Below are 21153 nucleotides of genomic sequence, written 5' to 3' on the forward strand. Positions count from 1 at the left end.
CCAGTGACGATGGACGAGGTGTCAGTCGTCGGCGCGGTTGGAGTCCTGGGCCTCCATGGGGGCGTCGGCGTCGGGGGCGGGCTCGTCGTCGGCGGCCTTCGGGGTCGCCTGCTTGGCGGTGTCCTCGACCTCGTCGTCGTTGCCTGCAACCGCGTCGACAATCGCGTCTGCGTCTGCGTCGGTGTCGTCGTCCGCGTCGGGGCCCGACGCAGCGTCTTCGTCGTCCGCGTCGGGGCCCGCCGCCGCTTCCTCGTCGTCCGCCAGGTCGTCGTCCGCCTCGCCGAGCGCGGGGTCGGCCGGCGGGGTCGCCGGCTTGCCTGCGTCGCCCGCCACCCAGGTGCGGCCGGCCGCGCGGAGCTGGGCGAGGAGCGCGTCGACGCCCTCCGCCCTGGCGGTGGTGATCTCCTCCTCCGTCACCGGCACCAGCCACAGGAACCTGACGGGGTCGCCGAAGATGTTGTGCCCGCCGAGGTCGGGCGCCGCGGGTCCCGGCAGGAGCGTCGGCTCGTCGAGGAGCAGGACGCCCGCGAACGGCTCACCGACGGGGAAGCCGGTGCCCGGCCACCGGACGGTGTGGCGCGAGCCGATCCAGGTGGCAGCGCGCCAGGGGTGGCGGGCGAGCCAGCGGAGCAGGACGAGGTCGACGTCGCCGCGGCCGAGGCCGGCGACGGCGAGCTCGATGCGCGAGTAGGGTCCCGGCTCGTCGACGTACTGCTCGACGGCGGGCATCCGCTGGGCGCTCATGCCGACGGTGACGGCGACGTGCTCGTTCTCGGTGCCGTGGCGACCGGCGACGACGGGTGGGTTGCCCTGGCCGAGCGGCCACACCTGCTGCGCCTGGCCGAGCCTCGTCGCGACGTGCTGCGCGACGTCCTGCTGGTACTCCTGCCACGCCTCCTGCCGTGCGCGCCAGGCCCAGTAGCCGCGGGCGCGCTCGGCGCGGGGACCGAATTGCTCGATCGCGCTCTGCAGCGGCGCCGCCGAGGGGCTCGGCGCGACGGCCTCCCTGGCGTAGCCGGGCAGCGTCTCCGGCCCGGCCCACCCGGGAAGCACGGCGAGCATGCCGTCGGCGTCGAAGAGTGCGACGCCGTCACCCTCCTCGAACCACACGGCCTCGACCCTGTCGAAGTGCGGACGTCCGCTCGGGTTGCGGGTGGTCTCGGGCGGGACCGAGAGCTGGACGTCGGGCGTGGGGCCGCGGTGCGCGGCCAGCCACAGCGCGGTCACCTGCCCGCCCGAGCCGTCGAACAGCTGGGCCCAGGTCTCCGTGCCGTTGGTGGCGACGAGGACGCGGCGGCTGCCGTACGGGCTCGTCTCGTCGAGCAGCGTGCGCGGCGCACCGTCGGCCGGGGCGTCGTCGCGTGCTCGTCGCTTTCCGAAGATCGCCATAGGACGAAGGGTAGTGTCCCGTGTGGTGAAAGACCCGGACGGACCGGCCGTCGGGGGGCGTTTTCCGACCGCGTTGGCGCCGGACGAGACGCATCGGAGAGAATTGGCCGTGATGTCCGTTCCCGCAGAGCCGGCTGCCTCCGGCGGCTTCGCAGAGATCACGTTCCGTCCGCCCGGGCGCCCCAAGCCCCCGCGGCACCTCGCCGACCTCGACGTCGCCGGCCGCCGCGCGGCCGTCGCCGAGATGGGGGAGCCGGCGTACCGCGCAGACCAGCTCTCGCGTCACTACTTCTCCCGCCTCACCGAGGAGAGGGACGCGATGCCCGACCTGCCGGCGGCGTCGCGCGACCGGCTCGTCGACGGCCTGTTGCCACCCCTGCTCACCGAGACACGCACCGTCGACTGTGACAACGGCACGACCCAGAAATCGGTGTGGCGGGCCTTCGACGGCACGATGATCGAGTCGGTGCTCATGGTCTACCCCGACCGGGCGACCGTCTGCGTGTCGTCGCAGGCCGGGTGTGGGATGAAGTGCCCGTTCTGCGCGACCGGCCAGATGGGCCTGACCCGTAACCTGTCGACCGCCGAGATCGTGGAGCAGGTGGTCGGGGCGGAGCGGCGGATGCGCCGAGGTGACGTGCCCGGTGCCCTCGGCAGGGTCAGCAACATCGTGTTCATGGGCATGGGCGAGCCGCTCGCGAACTACCGGCGCGTGGTGGCGGCGGTTCGCCGGATCACCGATCCGGCGCCGGACGGCCTGGGCATCTCCCAGCGTTCGGTGACGGTGTCGACGGTCGGCCTCGCCCCGGCGATCAGGCAGCTCGCCGACGAGAGGATGCAGGTGCGTCTCGCGGTGTCGCTGCACACTCCGGACGACGAGCTGCGTGACACGTTGGTGCCGGTCAACGAGCGGTGGTCGGTCGCCGAGGTTCTCGAGGCGGCCCGCTACTACGCGGACACCAGCGGTCGGCGGGTATCCATCGAGTACGCCATGATCCGGGATGTCAACGACCAGCCGTGGCGGGCCGAGCTCCTGGCGAGGCTGCTGCGTGAGCATCTCGGCCACCTGGTGCACGTGAACGTGATTCCGTTGAATCCGACGCCGGGCAGCAGATGGGACGCGAGCCCGAAGCCGGTCGAGCGCGAGTTCGTGCGCCTCGTCAACGCCGGGGGAGTGACCTGCACCGTGCGCGAGACCCGTGGCCAGGAGGTCGCCGCGGCCTGTGGTCAGCTGGCGGCCGAGAGCTGACGGAGGCGTCGCACCGGCTGCCGAGGCCCGCCCCGTCTCCGACGGGCGTCATCCCACGGTGGCCTTGCCGGTGAGCAGGGACTTGGCGATGACCGTGCGCAGCACGTCGTTGGTGCCTTCGCCGATGGCCATCAGCGGTGCGTCACGGTACAGCCGCTCGACCTCGAACTCCTGGGAGTACCCGTACCCTCCGTGGACACGCATCGAGTCGAGGGCGCAGTCGAGGGCCGTCTCCGAGGCGAAGACCTTGGCCATGCCGGTCTCGGTGTCCATGCGGTTGCCGGCATCCATCTGCGACGCCGCCCAGTAGGTCAGCAGGCGAGCGGCCTGCAGCCGGGTGGCCATCTCGGCGATACGCAGTTGCACGGCCTGGAAGTCTCCGATCGGGTGACCGAACGCCATCCGGCTGCGTGCGTACTGGAGCGCTTCGTCGTAGGCACGTTGGGACACCCCGATGGCGCGGGAGGCGACGTTGATCCGTCCGGTCTCCAGTGACGACAACGCCTGTTGCATGCCCTTGCCCTCGACACCACCGAGCAGCTGATCGGCGTGGACACGGACGTCGGTGAGCACGACCTCGCAGGACTCCGGGCCCTTGTAGCCGATCTTGGGGATGTCCCTGGTGACCTCGTAGCCGGGTGTGTCCGCGTCGACGAGCAGGATGCTCATGCCCCGATGTGCCGGTTCCGCCGCGGGATCGGTCTTCACGAGCACCGGTAGCGGATCGGCGTAGCGGGCGTTGGTGATCCACGTCTTGGTGCCGTTGACGACGTAGTGGTCGCCGTCGCGGCGTGCCGTCGTCGCGATGCCCTGCAGGTCGGTGCCCGCGCCAGGCTCGGTGAGCGCGATGCCGGTACGGCGCGCGCCGGTGGCCAACTCGGGAAGGTACGTCCGCTGCTGCTCCTCCGTGCCGTGCCTGGCGATCATCCAGCACGACACCGAGTGGCTGCCGAGTATCCCGGCGATCCCCATCCAACCTCGGGAGATCTCCTCGAACGTCAGCGCGAAGGACACGCTGTCGGCGCCCATCCCGCCGTAGGACTCGGGGACGAGCAGGCCGAACAGCCCGAGCTCGCGCATCTTGTCGACGATCTCCGACGGATAGCGGCCCGCACGCTCCCAGTCCCTGGCGACCGGGATGATCTCCTTGTCGACGAAGGAACGCAGCGAGTCGCGGTAGAGGCGTTGCTCCGTACTGAGCTCGAAGTCCATGGGTCTCCTAGTCGGACGGTGGGGTGCCGAACGCGCCGTCGGCGGAGAGGGTGGCGACGGTGTCGTCGTCGTAGCCGAGGATCGCGCGCAAGATGTCGCTGGTGTCCTCACCGAGTTGAGGCGCACGGCGATGGTGCCGCGGCGGGCTGCCCACCCGTGCGGGCGAGCTGACCTGTCTGACCTCGCCGAAGCGCGGGTGATCGGTCGAGACGACGAGCTCTCGCGCGAGCGTGTGCTCCTCCCGCAACGCGTGGGCGACGTCGTTGACCGGCGCGCACGGCACCGAAGCAGTGCGCAGCAGGGAGAGCCACTCGGTGACGGTGCGCTGGATCAGGACGGCGTCGAGGATGTCCTCGAGCTCAGCGCGGTGAGCGGCCCGGTCGGGGAACGTGGCGAAACGTGGATCCGTCGCGAGCTCGGGCCGGCAGACGACGTCGAGAAGCCGTCGCCAGAACTTCTCCTTCGGGCAGGCGATGATGAGCCAACCGTCCTTGGCCGGGAACGCCTGGAACGGGACGAGGGACGGGTGCGCCGAGCGGCGTGTGCGCACGGGCGTGTAGCCGTCGGTGAGATGCCATGTCGCGGGGTACGTGAGCAGGCTTATCGCCGTGTCGTACAGGCTGATGTCGCAGTCCATCCCGACGCCGTCACGGCGAGCGGCGTGGACACCGGCGAGCAGTGACAGCGCGGCGACGAACCCGCCGCTGTAGTCGACGAGCGAAGGCCCGGTCTTCTCCGGTGGGCCGTCCGGGTCGCCGGTGAGCGACATCCAGCCCGCATATCCCTGCAGCACGTAGTCGTAGCCCGGTTCGGCCGCCCGCGGACCGGTCATGCCGAACCCGGAGAGCGAACAGCACACGATCCGCGGGTTGAGGTGCCTGAGGTCGTCGTAGCGGATGCCGAGCTTGGCCGGCACGTCCCCCCGCAGGTTGGAGTACACGACATCGGAGTGCCGGACCAGATCCTCGAACACCGCGCGGCCTGCCGCGTTGCGGACGTCGAGGGAGATGCTGCGCTTGTCGCGGTTGAACGATTCGAAGAACAGTGAGTCCTGGCCCTCGGCGTACGGCGGCACGTACCTGCCGACGTCGCCACCGACGGAGGGGTCCTCGACCTTGATCACCTCGGCACCGAGATGCGCGAGGTGCAGCGAGCCGAACGGACCGGCGCCGTACTGCTCGAGCGAGAGGATCCTGATGTCCTCCAACGGCTTCATGGGTCACGGCTCCAGTGGCTTCTTGGCCTGCGGGAACGTCGTGCGGGCGAGGTCGGCCCCCCGCTTGTGCACGTAGAACGTCCGCACGAACGACAGTGTCTCGTCACCATGCTGGTTCAGCGTGCGCGTCTTGACGGTGACGATCCCCGCCTGCGGCCTGCTGGCGGACTCCCGCTTCGCCAGCACCAGCGACTCCGACCACAAGGTGTCTCCCGCGAAGACGGGATGCGTGAGCGCCAGCTTGTCCAGCCCGAGATTGGCGAACGCGTTCTGGGTGGTGTCGGTGACGCTCTGTCCGATCGCGATCGCGATGGTCAGCGTCGACACCACCAGCGGCCTGCCGAACTCGGACGCCCGTCCGGCCTCCGCGTTGAAGTGCACCTCGTTGGTGTTCATCGTGAGCAGGGTGAACCACGTGTTGTCGGTCTCGGTCACCGTGCGGCCGAGCGGATGCCGGTAGACGTCCCCGATCTCGAAGTCCTCGTAGAACCGCCCCCGCCAGCCAGGCGAGATCGTCGAGGGCGCGTCGCGGTGCTGGGTCACGACCGAAGTCTAAAAGTCGGACGTTTGATGGTCAATGCCTGTTGCGGTAGCGTGAGATCATTCGGGCTTCAAGGCCGGTACGCTGCGACGCCGGTGTGAACGACCTGACGGAAGTGTGGCACCGACCATGACCTCGAACGGACCGCCGCGGACCGCCGGCGAACCGGTGGAGACCGCAACGCTGCGCGGAAAGCAGGCGGCGGCGACGCGCCTGCGGGTGCAGCGCGTGCGTCCCGCCTACCGGCAGGTCGCCGACGAGCTGCGTTCGCAGATCGTGGTCGGCGTGCTGGCCGCGGGAGAGCGGCTGCCGACCGAGCCCGAGCTCGGGGGGATGTTCGGTGTCAGCAGGGGAACCGTTCGCGAAGCCCTTCGGGTGCTCGCCAGTCAGCATCTGATCGAGACGACTCGCGGTGTGCACGGTGGATCTTTCGTCGCGGCGCCCGACCCCGCAAGGCTGATCGAGGACGTCGGTGGGGCGCTCGGCGTGCTGGTCATGACCCCGCAGCTGTCGGTCGCCGACATGCTGGAAGCACGACTGCTGCTGGAACCGGCCGCGGCCAGGCTGGCGGCCGAGCGAGCGGACGAGGACACCGTCGAGGCTGTCAGGGTCGCCGCTCGTGCTCCGCGGGACGCGAGGGATCCGAGCGGGTTCGCACCGCACATCGACTTCCACACCACGGTGCTGATGGCCACCGGCAACCTCATGCTCGCCATGATGCTGCAGCCGGTCAGCGATGTGCTGCGCGTCCGGCTCGAGCGGGCGAAGGCCGATGATCGTTCGCTGTGGGACGGGATCGACGCGTGCCACGTGACGATCGCGGACGCCATCGCTGCCGGCGACGCCACACGGGCGCAGGACCTGATGCGCGAGCACCTGGTCGAGTTGCGGCCGCTGTACGAGCAGATCGACAACCTGCATGCGACGTCCGAGCCCGGCGCCTGAGTCGACCAAAAAAACTCGGACGTTTACTTGCCAAGCCTCAGGGCGTATGCGAATGTACTGGGGCATGGGGCAGGTCGTCACGGTTCCCCGCCACGACCCGTGACCTCTCCCCTCGTGTCAACGTGAGGTGGTGTCGATCGATGTCCGGAGCGGCGACGACTGCTGCCGAGGTGGGCGCCTTCGCGGCGGAGTTGCGGTACGAGGACCTGCCGCACGACGTCGCCGAGCGGGCACGCCATCTGGTGCTGGACTCCGTCGGCATCGCATTCGCCTCGACCGCGTTCGACTTCTCGAAGCGAGCGGCGGACGCGCTGAACGGCTTCGGTGCCGGCGACTGCCCGGTGATCGGGATGAGGCACCGGCTGCCCGTTCGCGACGCGGCGACTCTCAACGGCGTGCTGATCCACGGCCTGGACTTCGACGACACGCACACCGCCGGCATCGTGCACGTCACCGCCGGCGCGTTCCCCGCCGCCCTCGGCGCGGGATGGCATCACGAGAGGTCGTGCCGCGACGTGCTGGTCGCGTACGTGCTGGCGGTCGAGATCGCGGCACGGATCGGAATCGGTGCGAGAGGCGGGTTCCACGACGCCGGCTTCCATCCGACCGGCGTTGCAGGCGCCTTCGGTGCCGCCGTCGCGGCCGGCAAGCTGGCCGGCCTCGACGCGCCGGGGATCGCCTCCGCGCAGGGAGTCGTCGGCTCCATGGCGGCCGGCCTGATGGAGTTCCTCGAGGACGGCTCCTGGACCAAGCGGCAGCACCCGGGCTGGGCCGCGGCATGTGGACTCAACGCCGCCGCGCTCGCCGGCGCCGGCTGGGTCGGCCCGCCGGCCGTCTACGAGGGCAGGTTCGGGCTCTACGCGACTCACCTCCCCGGCGTCGTGACCGACGCACAGGCCGTCTCGCGCGATCTCGGCTCGGTCTGGGAGCTGACGGCCACGGCCGTGAAGCCCTATCCGGCCTGCCACTTCACGCACGCGTTCATCGACCTGACCCTTGCCCTGCTCGGCGAGTCCGGCGCGAGCGCGTCCGACATCGAGAGCATCCGGTGCCTCATCCACCCAATCCCCGGCAAGGTCGTGTGCGAGCCGGCCGAGAACAAGCGCCGGCCGACGAGCGACTACGACGCGAAGTTCAGCCTCGCCTACCTCGTCGCGGCCGCCGCGACCCGCGGCCGGCTCACGCTGACCGAGCTCGAGGACGACGCACTCGCCGATCCCGCCATTCTCGCCCTGTGCGACCGGGTGGAGGTCGCCGATGATCCGGACAGCGCCTTTCCCGATGCCTATTCGGGATTCGTCGAGATCACGCTGACGGACGGGCGCCGGCTGGCCCGCCGCGAGCAGATCAATCGTGGCCACGCGGACCGGCCGCTGACCAACGAGGAGATAGTGGAGAAGTTCCGGGGAACGATCGGAACGGTGACCGACAAGAGGACCGCGGACCGGGTGTACGAAGCGGTGATGACACTCGGCGCGGACGTTCCGGCACGACAGCTCGCCGAGCGGTGCCGGCTCGAAGAGTGAGCGGCCGCGGCCTGTCTCCGGACAGGTGACGAGCCGGTTGCCATCTCCGTCAACGACGAGGAGACGCGTTCATGGCCAAGACGGGCAAGGCCGTCCGGGGCGCAGCAGAGCAGCGATCGTTCGACCTGCTCATCGGCGGGACATGGGTCGAGTCCCGGTCCGGTGCGCGGTTCGAGACGATCAATCCGTACGTCGGGGCGGCCTGGGCGACCGTGCCGTACGCGGACGAACTGGATGTCGACGATGCGGTGCGTGCGGCGAACGCCGCGCTGTCCGGGCCCTGGGGCACGATGACGGCCTCGGCACGGGGAAGGCTCGTTCGCCGGCTCGGGGAGCTGATCGGCGAGCACGCGGACGAACTCGCCGTCATCGAGACGACCGACAACGGGAAACTGCTGCGGGAGATGACCGGTCAGCTGCAGTCGCTGCCTGACTGGTACGACTACTTCGGCGGAATGGCCGACAAGCTCGAGGGCAGCACGCCTCCCGCGGTGAAACCGTCGATGTTCGCCTACACCCGGTACGAGCCGGTCGGCGTCGTCGGCGCGATCCTGCCCTGGAACAGCCCGCTGCTGTTACTGACCTTCAAGCTCGCGCCCGCGCTGGCCGCCGGATGCACGTTCGTCGTCAAGCCAGCCGAGCAGACTCCTGCGTCCGCGCTGGCGTTCGGTCGGCTCGTCGAGGAAGCGGGCATCCCGCCGGGTGTGTTCAACGTGGTGACCGGCGATGGTGAGACCGGACGTCTCCTGGCCAGTCATCCCGGCGTCGACAAGGTCGCGTTCACCGGCTCGACGGCGAGCGGGATCAGCGTCATGAAGTCGGCGGCCGACCACCTGGCGAAGGTCACGCTGGAGCTCGGTGGGAAGTCGCCGAACATCGTGTTCGCCGACGCCGACCTCGAGGCCGCGGCGAACGGCGTGATCGCCGGTATCTTCGCCGCGACAGGGCAGACCTGCATCGCGGGAAGCAGGCTGGTGGTCGAGGACTCCGTGCACGACGAGCTCGTCGACCGGATAGCCGAGCGGGCGCGCACCGATCAAGCTGGGAGACCCGCTCGAGCAGGACACCGAGATGGGACCGGTCGCGTTCAAGGAGCAACTCGACAAGATCCTGTCCTATGTCGACATCGGCTCGTCCGAGGGTGCGACCGTCCGGTGTGGCGGCAAGCGAGCCGGCAGCGAGAACCTGAGAGACGGCTACTTCTTCGAGCCGACGATCCTCACGGACGTCCGTAACGACATGCGGGTGGCACAGGAGGAGATCTTCGGCCCGGTCCTGTCGGTCGTCCGCTTCTCCGACGAGGACGACGCGGTCCGGATCGCCAACGACACCCGGTACGGACTCGGTGCCGGCGTGTGGACGACCAATGTCGCGCGGGCACACCGGATGGCCCATCAGGTCAGAGCCGGGACCGTGTGGGTCAACTGCTATCGGGTTCTCACCTTCAACGTGCCGTTCGGTGGCTATAAGCAGAGCGGTATCGGGCGCGAGAACGGTATCGACGCCATACGCGAGTACACCGAGACCAAAGCGGTGTGGATAAACCTGACCGACGAGACAAGGGATCCCTTCGTCCTCGGCTGAATATCGAATAAGAACGATCACCACGAGACGAGTTGCGTCGCACACTCGTCTACTCCGTGCGGCCAATTGTTCCACCGGTCATGCCCGGTTCGCTATCAGGTAGGAGAAGTGATGCCGAAATATCATCTCGGTATCGACGTCGGTGGGACGTTCACCGATGCGGTGCTGGTGTCGTTGGACGACGGTTCTGTCAGCAGGTGCAAGGTGCGCACCACACCCGAGGATCAGTCGGTGGGGGTGCTCGACGCGATCAGCGAGTTCGACATCTCGCCGAGCGACATCTCGATGTTCAGTCACGGCAATACCGTGGCGATCAACGCGCTGCTGGAGCGCAAGGGCCCGAAGACGGGACTGATCTGCACCGAGGGCACCCGCGACATGCTCGACATGGGCGGCCTGGTGCGTCCACCCGGGGACGAGCTCTACGACGCGACCTGGACCAGACCGCACCTGGAGCGCCCGCTCGTGCACCGCCGCTACATCCGCGACATCAGGGAGAGGCTGATCTCCGACGGCTCGGTGCACGTCGGGCTGGACGAGGACTCGGTGCGCAAGGAGGTGCAGTTCCTGAAGGACGAGGGTGTGGAGTCGGTCGCGATCTGCCTCCTGCACGCGTACGTCAACCCCGCACACGAGAACAGGGTCGAGGACATCGTTCGAGAGGTGATGCCGGACGCCTACGTGCAGGCCTCGTCGATCCGACCGGTCATCGGTGAGCTGGATCGGACGTTCACCGTCGTCCTGAACGCCTACACGGGCCCGGTGATCGGCAGGTATCTCAACCGGCTCCGCGATCGGTTGAAGGAGATCGGTTACGACGGCGACGTCCTGGTGACCCAGATGAACGGCGGTGTGCGCACGCTCGAGCGCACCATCGAGGAGCTGCCCGGCTACACGATCCAGTCCGGCCCGACAGCGGGGTTGCTCGGGGCCGAGGCATACGCCCGCGAGATCCTCGACGAGAAGAACTTCCTCTGCGTCGACATCGGCGGGACCAGCACCGACATCGGCCTGGTCGACGACGGCCAGGCGCTCAAGACCGACGACTGGGAGCTGGAGTTCGGTATCCGGCTCGGGTTCCCGGCTCTCGACGTGCGCAGCATCGGCGCCGGCGGTGGCAGCATCATCCAGCTGGACGAGCTGGGCACGCTACGCATCGGCCCGGAGAGCGCCGGCGCGGTACCCGGCCCCGCGTCGTACGGCCGCGGCGGCATCGAGCCGGCGATCACCGACGCGCTCGTCGCGATGGGCATCGTCCAGCCCGAGCTCTTCCTCGACGGCAGGATGGAGTTGTCCCGCGATGCCGCGGTGGCCGCGCTCGAGACCGTCGCCGAGCCGCTGAGCATGACCGCGCTCGAGCTTGCGTGTGGTGTCTTCGATCTGATGAACGCACAGATCGAGCAGGAGACCAGCAAGATCATCTTCGAGCGGGCGGTCGATCCGAAGGACTTCGTCCTGCTCGCGTACGGCGGTGCCGGCCCGGTACATGCGGCCAGCATCGCCCGCATCGCGGGCATCAGCAGGGTCGTCATCCCGTACTTCCCTGGCGGGTTCAGTGCGCTGGGCATGGTCGTCGCACCGCTGCGGGCCGAGCACGCGGTCTCGGTCGTCGGCCAGATCGACGTCATCGGGCCGGAGCGGCTCCAGGAGATCTTCGAGAAGCTCGGCGCGCAGGTGACCGGCGACCTGACGAGCCAAGGGGTCGACGTCGAGGACGTGACGATCGAGCGGTCGCTGCACGGACACTACGTCGGGCAGGGCTTCGCGAACAGGATTCCGTTCACCGGCTGGCCGGTGACGACCGAGGCGATCGAGGAGTGGAAGCAGGGCTTCCACGCGTTCTACGACAAGTCCTACGGCTATTCGGCACCGGAGTCGCCGATCGAGGTGACGACCATGACCGTCTCCGGCAGCGGGCGACCTGGCCGGATGCCGGTGACGAGGATTCCTTCCGGCGGAGCGCAACCGGACGAGGACGCCCTGGTCATGGTCAGGGACGTGTGCCTCGACGGCAGGACGTGGCAGCAGATGCCCTTCTACCACCGCACGGCACTGCGGGCCGGCAACCGCATCGAAGGACCGGCTGTCGTGGACGACGGATTGTCCACGATCCTGGTCACCCCCGAGTCGACGGCCTCGGTCGATGACTACGGCGACGTCATCATCGACATCCGGGCTTGAAGGGAATCGACGACACCATGGACTCCGGTGCACAGGCAGTGATGACTGCCAAGACGATCAAGAGCGACTACGACCTCGACCTGGTGACCGCCGAGACCATCAGAGCGGGTCTGATCGAGACGACTCGGCACATGCGCAACAACCTGGTGCGCAGCGCCTTCTCCAACGTGGTCCGCGACATCCTCGACTTCGGTGTCGCCGTGCACAGCGTGAGCGACGAGGGCAGCGAGATGGCGGCGATCACCGAAGGGTGCTGCCACTTCGCGTTCACTCACCAGCACATGACGAACATGGTCCTGGACGAATGGGGCTACCAGAACCTCGGTCCGGGCGACACGCTGTTCTGCAACGACCCGTGGCGCGGCTCGATCCACTTCCTCGACGTCAACCTGTTCCGTCCGGTCTTCTGGAAGGACGAGATCGCGTTCGTCCTGACCGATGCCACGCACATCACCGACATCGGTGGCCCCGTCGCAGGGGGGTTCAACGCCGGCGCGACGACGCACTTCGAGGAGGGCCTGCGGGTTCCTCCCACGCTGATCACCTCGGCCGGCAAGCCGGTCAGGTCGACGATCAACCTCCTGCTGGAGAACACCCGCACCCCGTTCGAGAACCTCGGTGACCTGCGTGCGCTGTTCGGCACGCTCCGGGTCGGCGAGGCCAGGCTGTCCGCGCTCCTGGAGCGGTACGGCATCGATGCGGTGAAGGCCGGCGCGCGGTACTCGCTCGATCTCGCCGAGAAGCGCATGCGTCGTGCGATCGAGGCGATTCCCGACGGGGTGTGGGAGGGCGAGGAGTTCATCGACGACGACGCGATCGGTGACGACCCGATCCGGTTGCATGCCTCGGTCCGCAAGGTCGGTGACTCGGTCGAGGTCGACTACTCGGGCAGCGACCGGCAGCCGCTCGGGGCACTGATGACGTGCTGGGAGGAGACGAACCGGTCCCTGATCGGCTCGAAGATGATCCTCGATCCGCGGCACCCGATGAACGCCGGCGCGATGCGGCCGTTCCACGTCCTCGCACCTGCCGGTTCCGTCGTGATGGGCCTGCCGCCCGCCAGCCAGAGCATGCACACCGAGGTCGCCGCGCACGCGTGCAACCTGATGCTCTCGATCTTCGGGCGCATGGGCGGCGAGCAGGCGATCGCGGTGGAGAGTGCCAACACCCACGTGCACGTGTTCGGCGGGATCGACTCCCGGCCCGGCCGCGAAGGCACGCCGTGGGGCCAGATCCTCGCCGCCGGGGCGTCGTGGGGCGGCACGAACACCAACGACGGGATCAGCTTCAACATCACCGCGATCTTCAACATCGCCGACAACACGATCGAGCTGCTCGAGCGCGACAATCCGGTGGTCGTCAGGGGCCGCAACCTGCTGATGGATGCCGCGGCAGCCGGCAAGTTCCGCTCCGGGTTCGCCAACGCACTCATGGTCGAGTGTCTCGGTGACGCGGCCTCCTCGTCGCATCTGCTCGACTCGGGCCGGTTCGTCAGGGACGGCCTCGACGGTGGGGGCGCGGGCATGACGGCCTACCTGTACATGATCAACCGGCAGGACGACGGCTCGGTACGCCAACGCCACGGGCTCGTGCCGATGGAGGACCTGGAGCCGCTCGCCGGCAAGGTCGACGAGACCGGTGCGCCCGACCCGGAGTTCGGCGAGTGGTGCCGTGACACGAAGTTCAAGACGCTCAAGCTCACCGGGAACCCGATCAAGAAGGGCGATGTGGTCTTCATCATCTGCTCGACCGGCGGCGGGTACGGCAGTCCGCTCGAGCGTGACCCGGAGGCGGTGCGGCTCGACGTGTGGAACGAGAAGGTGTCCATCGACTTCGCGAAGCGGGCGTACGGCGTCGACATCGACGCGGAGACGCTGACCGTCGACGAGGTCGGGACCAAGATGCTGCGCGAGGATCTGCGCGGCCGCGAGTCCGCCGGCGACTGGAAGCCACCGGTAGCCGGATTCCGGCCCTGGCCGCAGACCTGGTCCGAACTCGAACGACTCTGATCGACTGGAAGGCGAATCCACCATGGGCTGGCAGCATCGATACACCCAGCAACCTCCCGCCGAGGCGCAGATCCACGTCGAGCGCGTTCCCGTCGACGGGCAGACCTGCCCGCGCTGCGGCGGCGTCGACATCCGGCGCTACCCGATCGCGAACCATCTCGGGCCGCGTATCGCCACGAAGTGCCAGACGTGCTTGTACGCGCTGGCGATCGAGCGGCCGAAGGAGGAGGACAACTGGCCGCCGTTCCGCTCGGTGACCTATGACTGGGAGGCGTCTCCTGCCGAGCGCGCGTCGCGAGAGCTCTCGTTGCGTGACGCCGGCTTCGCGAAGAAGGCGTCGGGATGACGGCGATGCCAACGTCCGTCGGCATCCCCAAGACCAGCAAGGCCGCAGTCATCACGGCGTTCAACGAACCGCTGGAGATCCGGGAGATCCCGATCCCCGACATCGAGCCGGGTGCACTGCTCGTCAGGATCGAGGCCGCGTCCATCTGCGGCACCGACGTGCACCTGTGGGACGGCTCGCTCGGCGCCAGTCAGCCGATCGACCTTCCCGTCATTCCCGGGCACGAGATGGTGGGCAACATCGTCGCCTTCGGCGACGGCGCGCACACCGACTCGGCCGGTGCCGGACTCGAGCTCGGCGACCGGATCGTGTTCACCCACGCCGGCTGCGGGAAGTGCCACCACTGCGTCATCACGGGACAGCCGAGCCTGTGCAGGCAGCGGAGGTACTACATCTTCAGCAACTGCGAGCAGCCTCCGTACCTGGTGGGTGGTTTCGCCGAGTACTGCTATGTCTTCCCGACCTCGGGCCGGATCAAGGTGCCCGACGACGTCAAGACCGAGTGGGCATCGGCCGCGAGCTGCGCGCTGCGTTCGGTCGTCAACTCCTTCCAGCGCCTCGGCACGATCGAGCCGTGGGAGACCGTCGTGATCCAGGGCGCGGGTCCCCTGGGACTGTTCGCCACCGCCGTTGCCAGTCACTCCGGTGCCGGGCGCATCGTCGTGATCGGGGACCCGGAGAGCAGGCTCGCTCTCGCTCGGAGCTGGGGAGCGACCGACACCATCTCGGTCGCCGACCATCCCGAACCCGAGAGCAGGGTCCAGGCCGTCCGGGAGCTGACCGGAGGTGCCGGTTCGGAGATCGTCATGGAGTTCTCCGGCGCCCGTACCGTCTTCGGTGAGGGTCTCGACATGGTCCGCGACGGGGGCCGCTTCGTGATCATCGGTCAGGTCGGCCCGCAGGAGTGCCTCATCCGCCCCACGACCGTCACCCGGCGTCAGCTGACCATCCTCGGCTCCTGGTCGGGGGAGGCGGCCCAGTACTGGCGTGCCCTACAGTTCCTGAGCCGCACCAAGCACAAGTTCGACTTCGACCAACTGCTGTCGAACCGGTACCACCTCGACGAGATCAACGTCGCGATGGCGAAGATGCAGTCGTACGAGGAGATCAAACCGATCGTCCTGCCCAGCCTCGCGGCCGGGTAGGCGGAAGGACGACGAGGACATGGCCAGAGGACGGCTCGCCTACCAGACCCAGCCCGGCACGGTCGAGATCCGCGAGTACGAGCTACCGACGCCGAGGGCGGGAGGGCTGCTCCTGGAGACCGTCGCCGCCGGCATCTGCGGGTCGGACGTGCACATCTTCGCGGGCAAGCATCCGCTCAAGAAAATGGCGCTCGGACACGAGATCATCGCCAGGGTGACCGATCCCTCGACGCGGCCGCTGGACAGCGCCGGGGTCACCCTGTCCGAGGGTGACCGGGTCTCGGTGGTGTACTTCCAGGGCTGCCGGCACTGCCCGGCGTGCGCTCGTGGCGACTACGAGCTGTGCACCACGGGGTACGCCAAGTGGATGCAGTCGCCTGACGAGTTCCCGCATTTCGTCGCCACCTGCGGCACGCATTACTACCTCGATCCGACGCAGGCGTTCTTCAAGGTGCCGGACGACGTGTCCTCACGAGCGGCGACGAGTGCGAACTGCGCGCTGTCCCAGGTGTTCTGCGGTGTCGACCGCGCTCAGGTGCGGGCCGGCAACCACGTCGTCATCCAGGGAGCCGGTGGGCTCGGCCTCTACGCCACGGCGGTGGCCAAGGAACGTGGCGCCACGGTCACCGTGCTGGACGGGGCCGACAACCGGTTGGAGACCGCGAAGCAGTTCGGGGCCGACCACGTCGTGTCGCTGAACGAGCATCCGACCGTCGAGGAGCGACGTGACCTCGTCTTCGACCTCACCGAAGGGGAGGGTGCGGACATCGCGTTCGACCTCACCGGCGTGCCGGAGGCGATCGTCGAGGGCGTGCGGCTCCTGCGGACCGGTGGGTGCTACATCGAGATCGGCAACGTGCTTCCAGGGACGAGCATCGAGTTCGACTTCGCTGATGCCGCGAGGCGCGCGATCACCATCGTTCCCGTCATCCGCTACGCCCCTCGCTACCTGAGGGAGTCGTTGCGGTTCCTCTCCAGGAACGCGCACACGTTGCCGCTCGAGCAGATGATCGACAGGACGTTCTCGCTCGACGAGGTGACGACGGCGATGGAGGAGTCCCGGCTGCGCAGGCTCAACAGGGCGGCGATCAGTTTCGAGTAGGTGCTCGGCGAAGGCGTCGTCCGGAAAAGGGGCGTTCGGCCGCCCCCGAGCTGCGGCCGAACGCCCCTGGAACGCACGCGAACACGCTGTGCGCGGGGACGAACGATACGCGACGGGACGATTCACCCGTCAGTGACCCCCCGGTCACGGTCGATGACGAGCAGGCGGCCCGGCGACGGCCGGTGAGGGCCGTCAGCGGAAGGTGCCGAAGATGGCCGCGAAGTCGTTGGCGCCAGGGGTCGGGATGTCGCCGGTCTTGGCGGCCGCGCGCACCTCGCCGAAGAGCGCGCCGATGTGCCGGATCACGGCCTCCCGCGCCGCGGCCGCGTCGCGGTGGACGATGGCGGCCAGCACGGCGCGGTGGTGCGGGTCGAAGCGCTCCTCGGCGCGGGCGAGTGCCAGGGTGTGCACGCGGAACCCGACCAGGCGGGGGACGAGCGGCAGGTAGGCCTGCAGCAGCAGGTCGTTGTGCGCGGCGCGGACGATCGCCTCGTGGACGAGCTCGTCGGTGTGGATCAGCTCGTCGCGGTCGCCCTTCCCGCGTGCCGCCTCGTGCTCGCGGCAGCGCGCGGCGAGGGTGTCGATGTCGGCCTGGGTGGCGCGGACGCACGCCAGCCCGGCGGCCGCGAGCTCGAGCGCGAGGCGTACCTCGAGGACCTCGGCGGTGGCGGGTCCCTCGGTCACGCTCCAGTGCGTGAACTGCGGCGTGCGGTCGGCGCCGGCGGGCTGCCGGACGAACGTGCCACGCCCCCTGACCACCTCGACCACGCCGAGCGTGTGCAGCTTGCGGATCGCCTCGCGCAGCGAGCTCCGGCCGACCTGGAACTGACGGGCGAGCTCGGGCTCGGACGGGAGCCGGTCGCCGGGGCGCAGTGTGCCGGACTCGATCTCCGCCGTGAGCCGGTCGGCCACGGTGTCGGGGACCGATCGGCGCTCGAGCGGCTGGTACCGGACCGGCCCGTTCGCGGCGTCGCCCCCGTCGTCGAGCTCCGGTGCTCTCGTCGTCACGGAGACCATCCTGCCATCCCATGGAGCTTGACTGATGTCAGACAACAGATTAATTTTCGGCAATCGGGGTCGTGAGACGAGAAGGGCGGGCGCGGATGGGCGCTGCGCGGGTCAGGATCGGCGTACGCATCCCGCCGTGCCGCCGTGCCGACGAGGTGGCGGCCGAGGTCGCGCGGGCCGAGCGGCACGGGTTCGACGTCGCGTGGGTCGCCGACTCCCAGCTGCTCCGGCGCGACGTCTACGCGGTCATGGCGGTCAGCGCGCTGGCGACCGAGCGCATCACCCTCGCCACCGCCGTCACCAACGTCGCGACCCGCGACCCGAGCGTCGTCGCGAGCGCGATCAACACCGTCGCGGAGCTGGCGCCCGGCCGCGTGCTCCTCGGGCTCGGCACCGGCGACAGCGCGGTCAAGCCGATCGACAGGCGGCCGACGACGCGCGCGGAGCTGCGCTCGGGGATCGAGGCGGTGCGCACCCTGCTGCGCGGCGACGAGCAGCCGTACGGCGACCGCCGGGTGCGCCTGCGCGACGCGGCGGGCGACGTCCCCGTCCACATCGCGGCGAGCGGACCCCGCACGCTCCGGCTCGCCGGTGAGATCGCCGACGGCGTCGTCACGCTGGCGGGCATCTCCCCGGAGACGCTGTCCCGTACGCACGCGGCGGTCCGCGAGGGCTGCGACGACGCCGGGCGCGAGATCGGCTCCGACGTCGAGCTCACGGTCGGTGCATTCTGCAAGGTGACCGACGACATCGAGCGTGACGCCGCGGTCCTGAAGCCGATCTGCCTGCACATGGCGACGATCGGCGGCCAGGAGTTCCTGCGCATCGCGGGGATCGAGCTCGACGCGCCGCCGCACGTGCCCGAGGTGTACCCCGACATGGTCCACGCCGAGGACTGGGACGCCGCAGTCGCGCACGCGTCGGCGTGGGTCACCGACGAGATGGCGGTGCGGTTCGCGGAGACGTTCTGCCTGTTCGGGTCGGTCGACGAGATCCTCGCCAGGGCGAGGCGCGCGATCGGGCTCGGGGCGACCGGCCTGTACCTCAGGCACGTCGGCAACTACACGCTGCCGACCGAGCTGATCGAGACGTTCGGCGCGGACGTGTTGCCCGCGCTTCGGGACGAGACCGCGGAGGTCATGCGATGAACGACGGCGACTTCCTCGTTGACACGCTCGTCCGGCTCGCCCGGGTCCCCTCGGCCGTGCCGCTCGGCCCCGACACGCTGATCGAGCCGGACCACCCGACGCTGGTCACGTACGTGCAGGAGCACCTGCGCCCGGCGTTCCTCGGCGTCGGAGCGCGCGACGTGATCGACCTGCCGCGCAACCAGCTCGCCGTGCGGTTCGGCGACGGTGACGGGCCGTGCCTGGCGCTGATGGCGTACACACCGACCCAGCACCACAACCTGATGCACGACCCGTGGTCCGGACGTGTCCGCACGCCCGTCGAGCTCGGCGTCGACGAGCCCTGCGTCTTCGGTCAGGGCGTCACCCAGAACAAGGCGCACCAGGCATGCCTGCTCGACCTCGCCAGGCGACTCGTCGCCGACGGCACCGATCTCGAGGGCACGCTGTACCTCTGCGTCAACAACGAGGGCCGCAGCAGCCACGACTGCTCGTGGGCGATCCTCGACTCCCTGCCGCGCCGGCCCGACCTCGTGGTCCAGCTGTTCTGCACCGGTTTCAACGTGAACGTCGGCAACCGCGGGCGTGCCGACGTCGTCGTCGACGTGCGCGGGGTGGCGACCCACTCGTCGTCGCCGCCGAAGGACGGCCGCGTCATCGATGCGGTCGCCGACGTCGTCGCCCTGCTGCGCGAGCACGACGCCGTCGTGGGCACCAGGTCGCATCCCGAGCTCGGCCGCGAGCAGGTGGTGCCGTACCAGGTCACGTACGACCCGATCGCGCCGCACACCCTGCCGGCGTCCGCGAGGATCACCGTCGACCGCCGGCTGGTGCCGGGCACCGACCCCGACGAGGCGGTCGACGAGCTGCGTGCCCTGTTCGACGGCGTGCGCCCACACGGCTGCGACGTCGACGTGCACAGGGGAGTCACGATGCTCCCCGCCTTCCTGCCGCCCGACAGGCGGGACGTGCTCGCGCCGCTCGACTCCGCGCTCCGCAAGCACAGGGGCACGGTCGAGCACACGATCCACGGGGGCAGTTTCGACGCGGGCGGCCCGTCCTCCCGCGGCATTCCCACCGTCATGTTCGGCGTCCCCGAGGAGGCCGACATGCTCGCGGACGACTTCGTCCGGCTCTCCGCCGTGCACACCGAGGCGGCGGTACTCCACGACACCGTGACGAACTTCTTCCGGCAACCGTGACGATCTTCTCCCGCAGTACTGACCCCTGGAAGGTGTCAGCGCCATGGCAGTGACACAGCCCGTCCCCACCCGCAACAGTTCGGTCCGCGTGGTCGCGGCGAGCTTGGCGGGTACCACCATCGAGTGGTACGAGTTCTTCATCTACGGCACCGCCGCCGCGCTCGTCTTCGGCAAGCTCTTCTTCCCGACGAGCGACCCGCTCGTGAGCACCCTGCTCTCACTGTCGACGTTCGCGCTCGCGTTCGTGGCGCGACCGATCGGCGGGATCATCTTCGGTCACTTCGGTGACCGGCTCGGCCGCAAGTCGATGCTCGTCGTGACGCTGTCACTGATGGGCGGAGCGACGTTCTGCATCGGGCTGCTGCCGACGTACGAGACGATCGGCGTGGCCGCGCCGATCCTGCTCGTCGTGCTCAGGGTCGTCCAGGGGATCTCGCTCGGCGGTGAGTACGGCGGCGCCGTACTCATGAGCGTCGAGCACGCCGCCCACGGGCGAAGGGGCTTCTTCGGCGCGCTGGTCCAGACGGGCGCGGCGTGGGGCCTGCTCCTCGCGAACATCGTGTTCCTCGTGATCTCGCGGCTGTCCGACGCGGCGTTCGAGTCGTGGGGCTGGCGGGTGCCGTTCCTCCTCAGCGTCGTGCTCGTCGTGCTCGGCCTGCTCATCCGGCTGAAGCTCGCCGAGAGCCCGGACTTCCAGAAGGTCAAGCAGAGTGGCGAGGTGCGGCGCACGCCGATCAAGGAGGTGCTCGCCAAGCACCCGGTGCGCGTGGCCCTGCTCTGCCTCGCCTACGTGTCGTCCGGCGTGACGTTCTACATCGGCACGGTGTACTCGCTGAGCTACGGCGAGGTCCATCTCGAGGTCAGCAGGGACACCCTGCTCGAGCTCGTGCTCGCGGTCAACATCCTCACGATCATCGGGATCCCGTTCTTCGGCTGGCTCTCCGACCGGGTGAGCAGGAAGGCGATCTTCATCTGCGGGGCCGTGGGCATGGCGGTCTTCCCTTACCTGTGGTTCATGACGCTCGACACGAAGTCGTTCGGCTGGATGCTGCTCGGCTTCCTGCTCCTCTTCCTCCCCTACACCGCGAACTACGGCACGATGCCGGTGTTCTTCGCGCACGCGTTCCCTCCGGCCGTGCGCTACACGGGCCTGTCGCTGGGCTACACGCTCGGCACCGTCGTCGGCAGCGCGATGGCGCCGATCGTCGCCACGGCGATCCTCAACGCCACGGGCGACTGGCCGCTGATCGCCGTCTACATGAGCGGCGCGGGCATCGTGTCGGTGGTGGCGGCGATCTTCCTCACCGAGCGGTACGCCGCGCCGGAGCCGGTAGTGGCGGCGACCTCTCCGGCGGGTGAGTCGGCGTAGTG

15 protein-coding genes and 2 pseudogenes are annotated in these 21153 nt (G+C 69.1%); 12 read left to right on the forward strand and 5 right to left on the reverse strand.

The window, feature by feature from the left end; all coding sequences use genetic code 11:
- Positions 1-21: 21 nt before the first annotated feature.
- On the reverse strand, positions 22-1389 hold the full coding sequence (locus tag GEV10_08945) for a suppressor of fused domain protein (GenBank protein MQA78592.1): 1368 nt from the start codon (positions 1387-1389) through the stop codon (positions 22-24).
- A gap of 112 nt (positions 1390-1501) precedes the next feature.
- Here GEV10_08945 and rlmN point away from each other — a divergent pair, with 112 nt between their 5' ends.
- Positions 1502-2638 carry a 23S rRNA (adenine(2503)-C(2))-methyltransferase RlmN gene (rlmN, locus tag GEV10_08950; protein MQA78593.1) on the forward strand — a complete coding sequence of 379 codons (1137 nt, stop codon included), beginning with the start codon at positions 1502-1504 and terminating at the stop codon, positions 2636-2638.
- A 48-nt stretch (positions 2639-2686) separates the two neighbouring features.
- Here rlmN and GEV10_08955 read toward each other — a convergent pair whose 3' ends face one another.
- From GEV10_08955 to GEV10_08965, 3 genes are read right to left on the reverse strand one after another with little or no spacing between them, the layout of a single operon-like run.
- Positions 2687-3850, reverse strand: a complete 1164-nt coding sequence (locus GEV10_08955) for an acyl-CoA dehydrogenase (GenBank protein ID MQA78594.1) — start codon at positions 3848-3850, stop codon at positions 2687-2689.
- A gap of 7 nt (positions 3851-3857) precedes the next feature.
- Positions 3858-5066, reverse strand: a complete 1209-nt coding sequence (locus GEV10_08960) for a CoA transferase (protein ID MQA78595.1) — start codon at positions 5064-5066, stop codon at positions 3858-3860.
- 3 nt (positions 5067-5069) lie between these two features.
- Positions 5070-5579 (reverse strand): MaoC family dehydratase, encoded by a 510-nt coding sequence (locus GEV10_08965; GenBank protein MQA78596.1) that lies wholly within the window; start codon positions 5577-5579, stop codon positions 5070-5072.
- Positions 5580-5736: 157 nt separating this feature from the next.
- Here GEV10_08965 and GEV10_08970 point away from each other — a divergent pair, with 157 nt between their 5' ends.
- From GEV10_08970 to GEV10_09005, 8 genes and pseudogenes are all read left to right on the forward strand, one after another.
- The gene (locus GEV10_08970; protein ID MQA78597.1) at positions 5737-6552 is read left to right on the forward strand and encodes an FCD domain-containing protein; all 816 of its coding nucleotides are present in this window, start codon (positions 5737-5739) and stop codon (positions 6550-6552) included.
- Positions 6553-6692: 140 nt separating this feature from the next.
- On the forward strand, positions 6693-8078 hold the full coding sequence (locus GEV10_08975) for an MmgE/PrpD family protein (protein ID MQA78598.1): 1386 nt from the start codon (positions 6693-6695) through the stop codon (positions 8076-8078).
- A 71-nt stretch (positions 8079-8149) separates the two neighbouring features.
- A pseudogene (locus tag GEV10_08980) lies at positions 8150-9662 on the forward strand (aldehyde dehydrogenase family protein).
- A gap of 111 nt (positions 9663-9773) precedes the next feature.
- Positions 9774-11843: a hydantoinase/oxoprolinase family protein gene (locus tag GEV10_08985; protein MQA78599.1), complete on the forward strand. Its 2070-nt coding sequence runs from the start codon at positions 9774-9776 to the stop codon at positions 11841-11843.
- Positions 11844-11860: 17 nt separating this feature from the next.
- Positions 11861-13852 carry a hydantoinase B/oxoprolinase family protein gene (locus GEV10_08990; protein ID MQA78600.1) on the forward strand — a complete coding sequence of 664 codons (1992 nt, stop codon included), beginning with the start codon at positions 11861-11863 and terminating at the stop codon, positions 13850-13852.
- A 22-nt stretch (positions 13853-13874) separates the two neighbouring features.
- Positions 13875-14120 (forward strand): annotated as a pseudogene (locus tag GEV10_08995) (hypothetical protein).
- 83 nt (positions 14121-14203) lie between these two features.
- The gene (locus GEV10_09000; protein ID MQA78601.1) at positions 14204-15343 is read left to right on the forward strand and encodes a zinc-binding dehydrogenase; all 1140 of its coding nucleotides are present in this window, start codon (positions 14204-14206) and stop codon (positions 15341-15343) included.
- A 19-nt stretch (positions 15344-15362) separates the two neighbouring features.
- Positions 15363-16445: a zinc-binding dehydrogenase gene (locus GEV10_09005; protein MQA78602.1), complete on the forward strand. Its 1083-nt coding sequence runs from the start codon at positions 15363-15365 to the stop codon at positions 16443-16445.
- 192 nt (positions 16446-16637) lie between these two features.
- On the opposite strand, the gene GEV10_09010 is transcribed toward GEV10_09005, so the two are convergent.
- Complete coding sequence (locus GEV10_09010) at positions 16638-17462, reverse strand: FCD domain-containing protein (protein ID MQA78603.1); 825 nt, start codon at positions 17460-17462, stop codon at positions 16638-16640.
- An 86-nt stretch (positions 17463-17548) separates the two neighbouring features.
- Here GEV10_09010 and GEV10_09015 point away from each other — a divergent pair, with 86 nt between their 5' ends.
- From GEV10_09015 to GEV10_09025, 3 genes are read left to right on the forward strand one after another with little or no spacing between them, the layout of a single operon-like run.
- Complete coding sequence (locus GEV10_09015; GenBank protein MQA78604.1) at positions 17549-18601, forward strand: LLM class flavin-dependent oxidoreductase; 1053 nt, start codon at positions 17549-17551, stop codon at positions 18599-18601.
- Positions 18598-19782: a peptidase dimerization domain-containing protein gene (locus GEV10_09020; GenBank protein MQA78605.1), complete on the forward strand. Its 1185-nt coding sequence runs from the start codon at positions 18598-18600 to the stop codon at positions 19780-19782. The genes GEV10_09015 and GEV10_09020 overlap by 4 nt, the downstream gene beginning before the upstream one ends.
- Positions 19783-19825: 43 nt before the next feature.
- Complete coding sequence (locus tag GEV10_09025) at positions 19826-21151, forward strand: MFS transporter (GenBank protein MQA78606.1); 1326 nt, start codon at positions 19826-19828, stop codon at positions 21149-21151.
- Positions 21152-21153: the final 2 nt, after the last annotated feature.

This window comes from Streptosporangiales bacterium, from assembly GCA_009379955.1.
Classification (GTDB): Bacteria; Actinomycetota; Actinomycetes; order Streptosporangiales; family WHST01; genus WHST01.

Excerpts from the sequence above, each read along its gene's own strand:
- GEV10_08945 (MQA78592.1), bottom strand. The coding sequence starts at position 1,389 with ATGGCGATCTTCGGAAAGCGACGAGCACGCGACGACGCCCCGGCCGAC.
- rlmN (MQA78593.1), top strand. The coding sequence starts at position 1,502 with ATGTCCGTTCCCGCAGAGCCGGCTGCCTCCGGCGGCTTCGCAGAGATC.
- GEV10_08955 (MQA78594.1), bottom strand. The coding sequence starts at position 3,850 with ATGGACTTCGAGCTCAGTACGGAGCAACGCCTCTACCGCGACTCGCTG.
- GEV10_08960 (MQA78595.1), bottom strand. The coding sequence starts at position 5,066 with ATGAAGCCGTTGGAGGACATCAGGATCCTCTCGCTCGAGCAGTACGGC.
- GEV10_08970 (MQA78597.1), top strand. The coding sequence starts at position 5,737 with ATGACCTCGAACGGACCGCCGCGGACCGCCGGCGAACCGGTGGAGACC.
- GEV10_08975 (MQA78598.1), top strand. The coding sequence starts at position 6,693 with ATGTCCGGAGCGGCGACGACTGCTGCCGAGGTGGGCGCCTTCGCGGCG.
- GEV10_08985 (MQA78599.1), top strand. The coding sequence starts at position 9,774 with ATGCCGAAATATCATCTCGGTATCGACGTCGGTGGGACGTTCACCGAT.
- GEV10_08990 (MQA78600.1), top strand. The coding sequence starts at position 11,861 with ATGGACTCCGGTGCACAGGCAGTGATGACTGCCAAGACGATCAAGAGC.
- GEV10_09000 (MQA78601.1), top strand. The coding sequence starts at position 14,204 with ATGCCAACGTCCGTCGGCATCCCCAAGACCAGCAAGGCCGCAGTCATC.
- GEV10_09005 (MQA78602.1), top strand. The coding sequence starts at position 15,363 with ATGGCCAGAGGACGGCTCGCCTACCAGACCCAGCCCGGCACGGTCGAG.
- GEV10_09010 (MQA78603.1), bottom strand. The coding sequence starts at position 17,462 with ATGGTCTCCGTGACGACGAGAGCACCGGAGCTCGACGACGGGGGCGAC.
- GEV10_09015 (MQA78604.1), top strand. The coding sequence starts at position 17,549 with ATGGGCGCTGCGCGGGTCAGGATCGGCGTACGCATCCCGCCGTGCCGC.
- GEV10_09020 (MQA78605.1), top strand. The coding sequence starts at position 18,598 with ATGAACGACGGCGACTTCCTCGTTGACACGCTCGTCCGGCTCGCCCGG.
- GEV10_09025 (MQA78606.1), top strand. The coding sequence starts at position 19,826 with ATGGCAGTGACACAGCCCGTCCCCACCCGCAACAGTTCGGTCCGCGTG.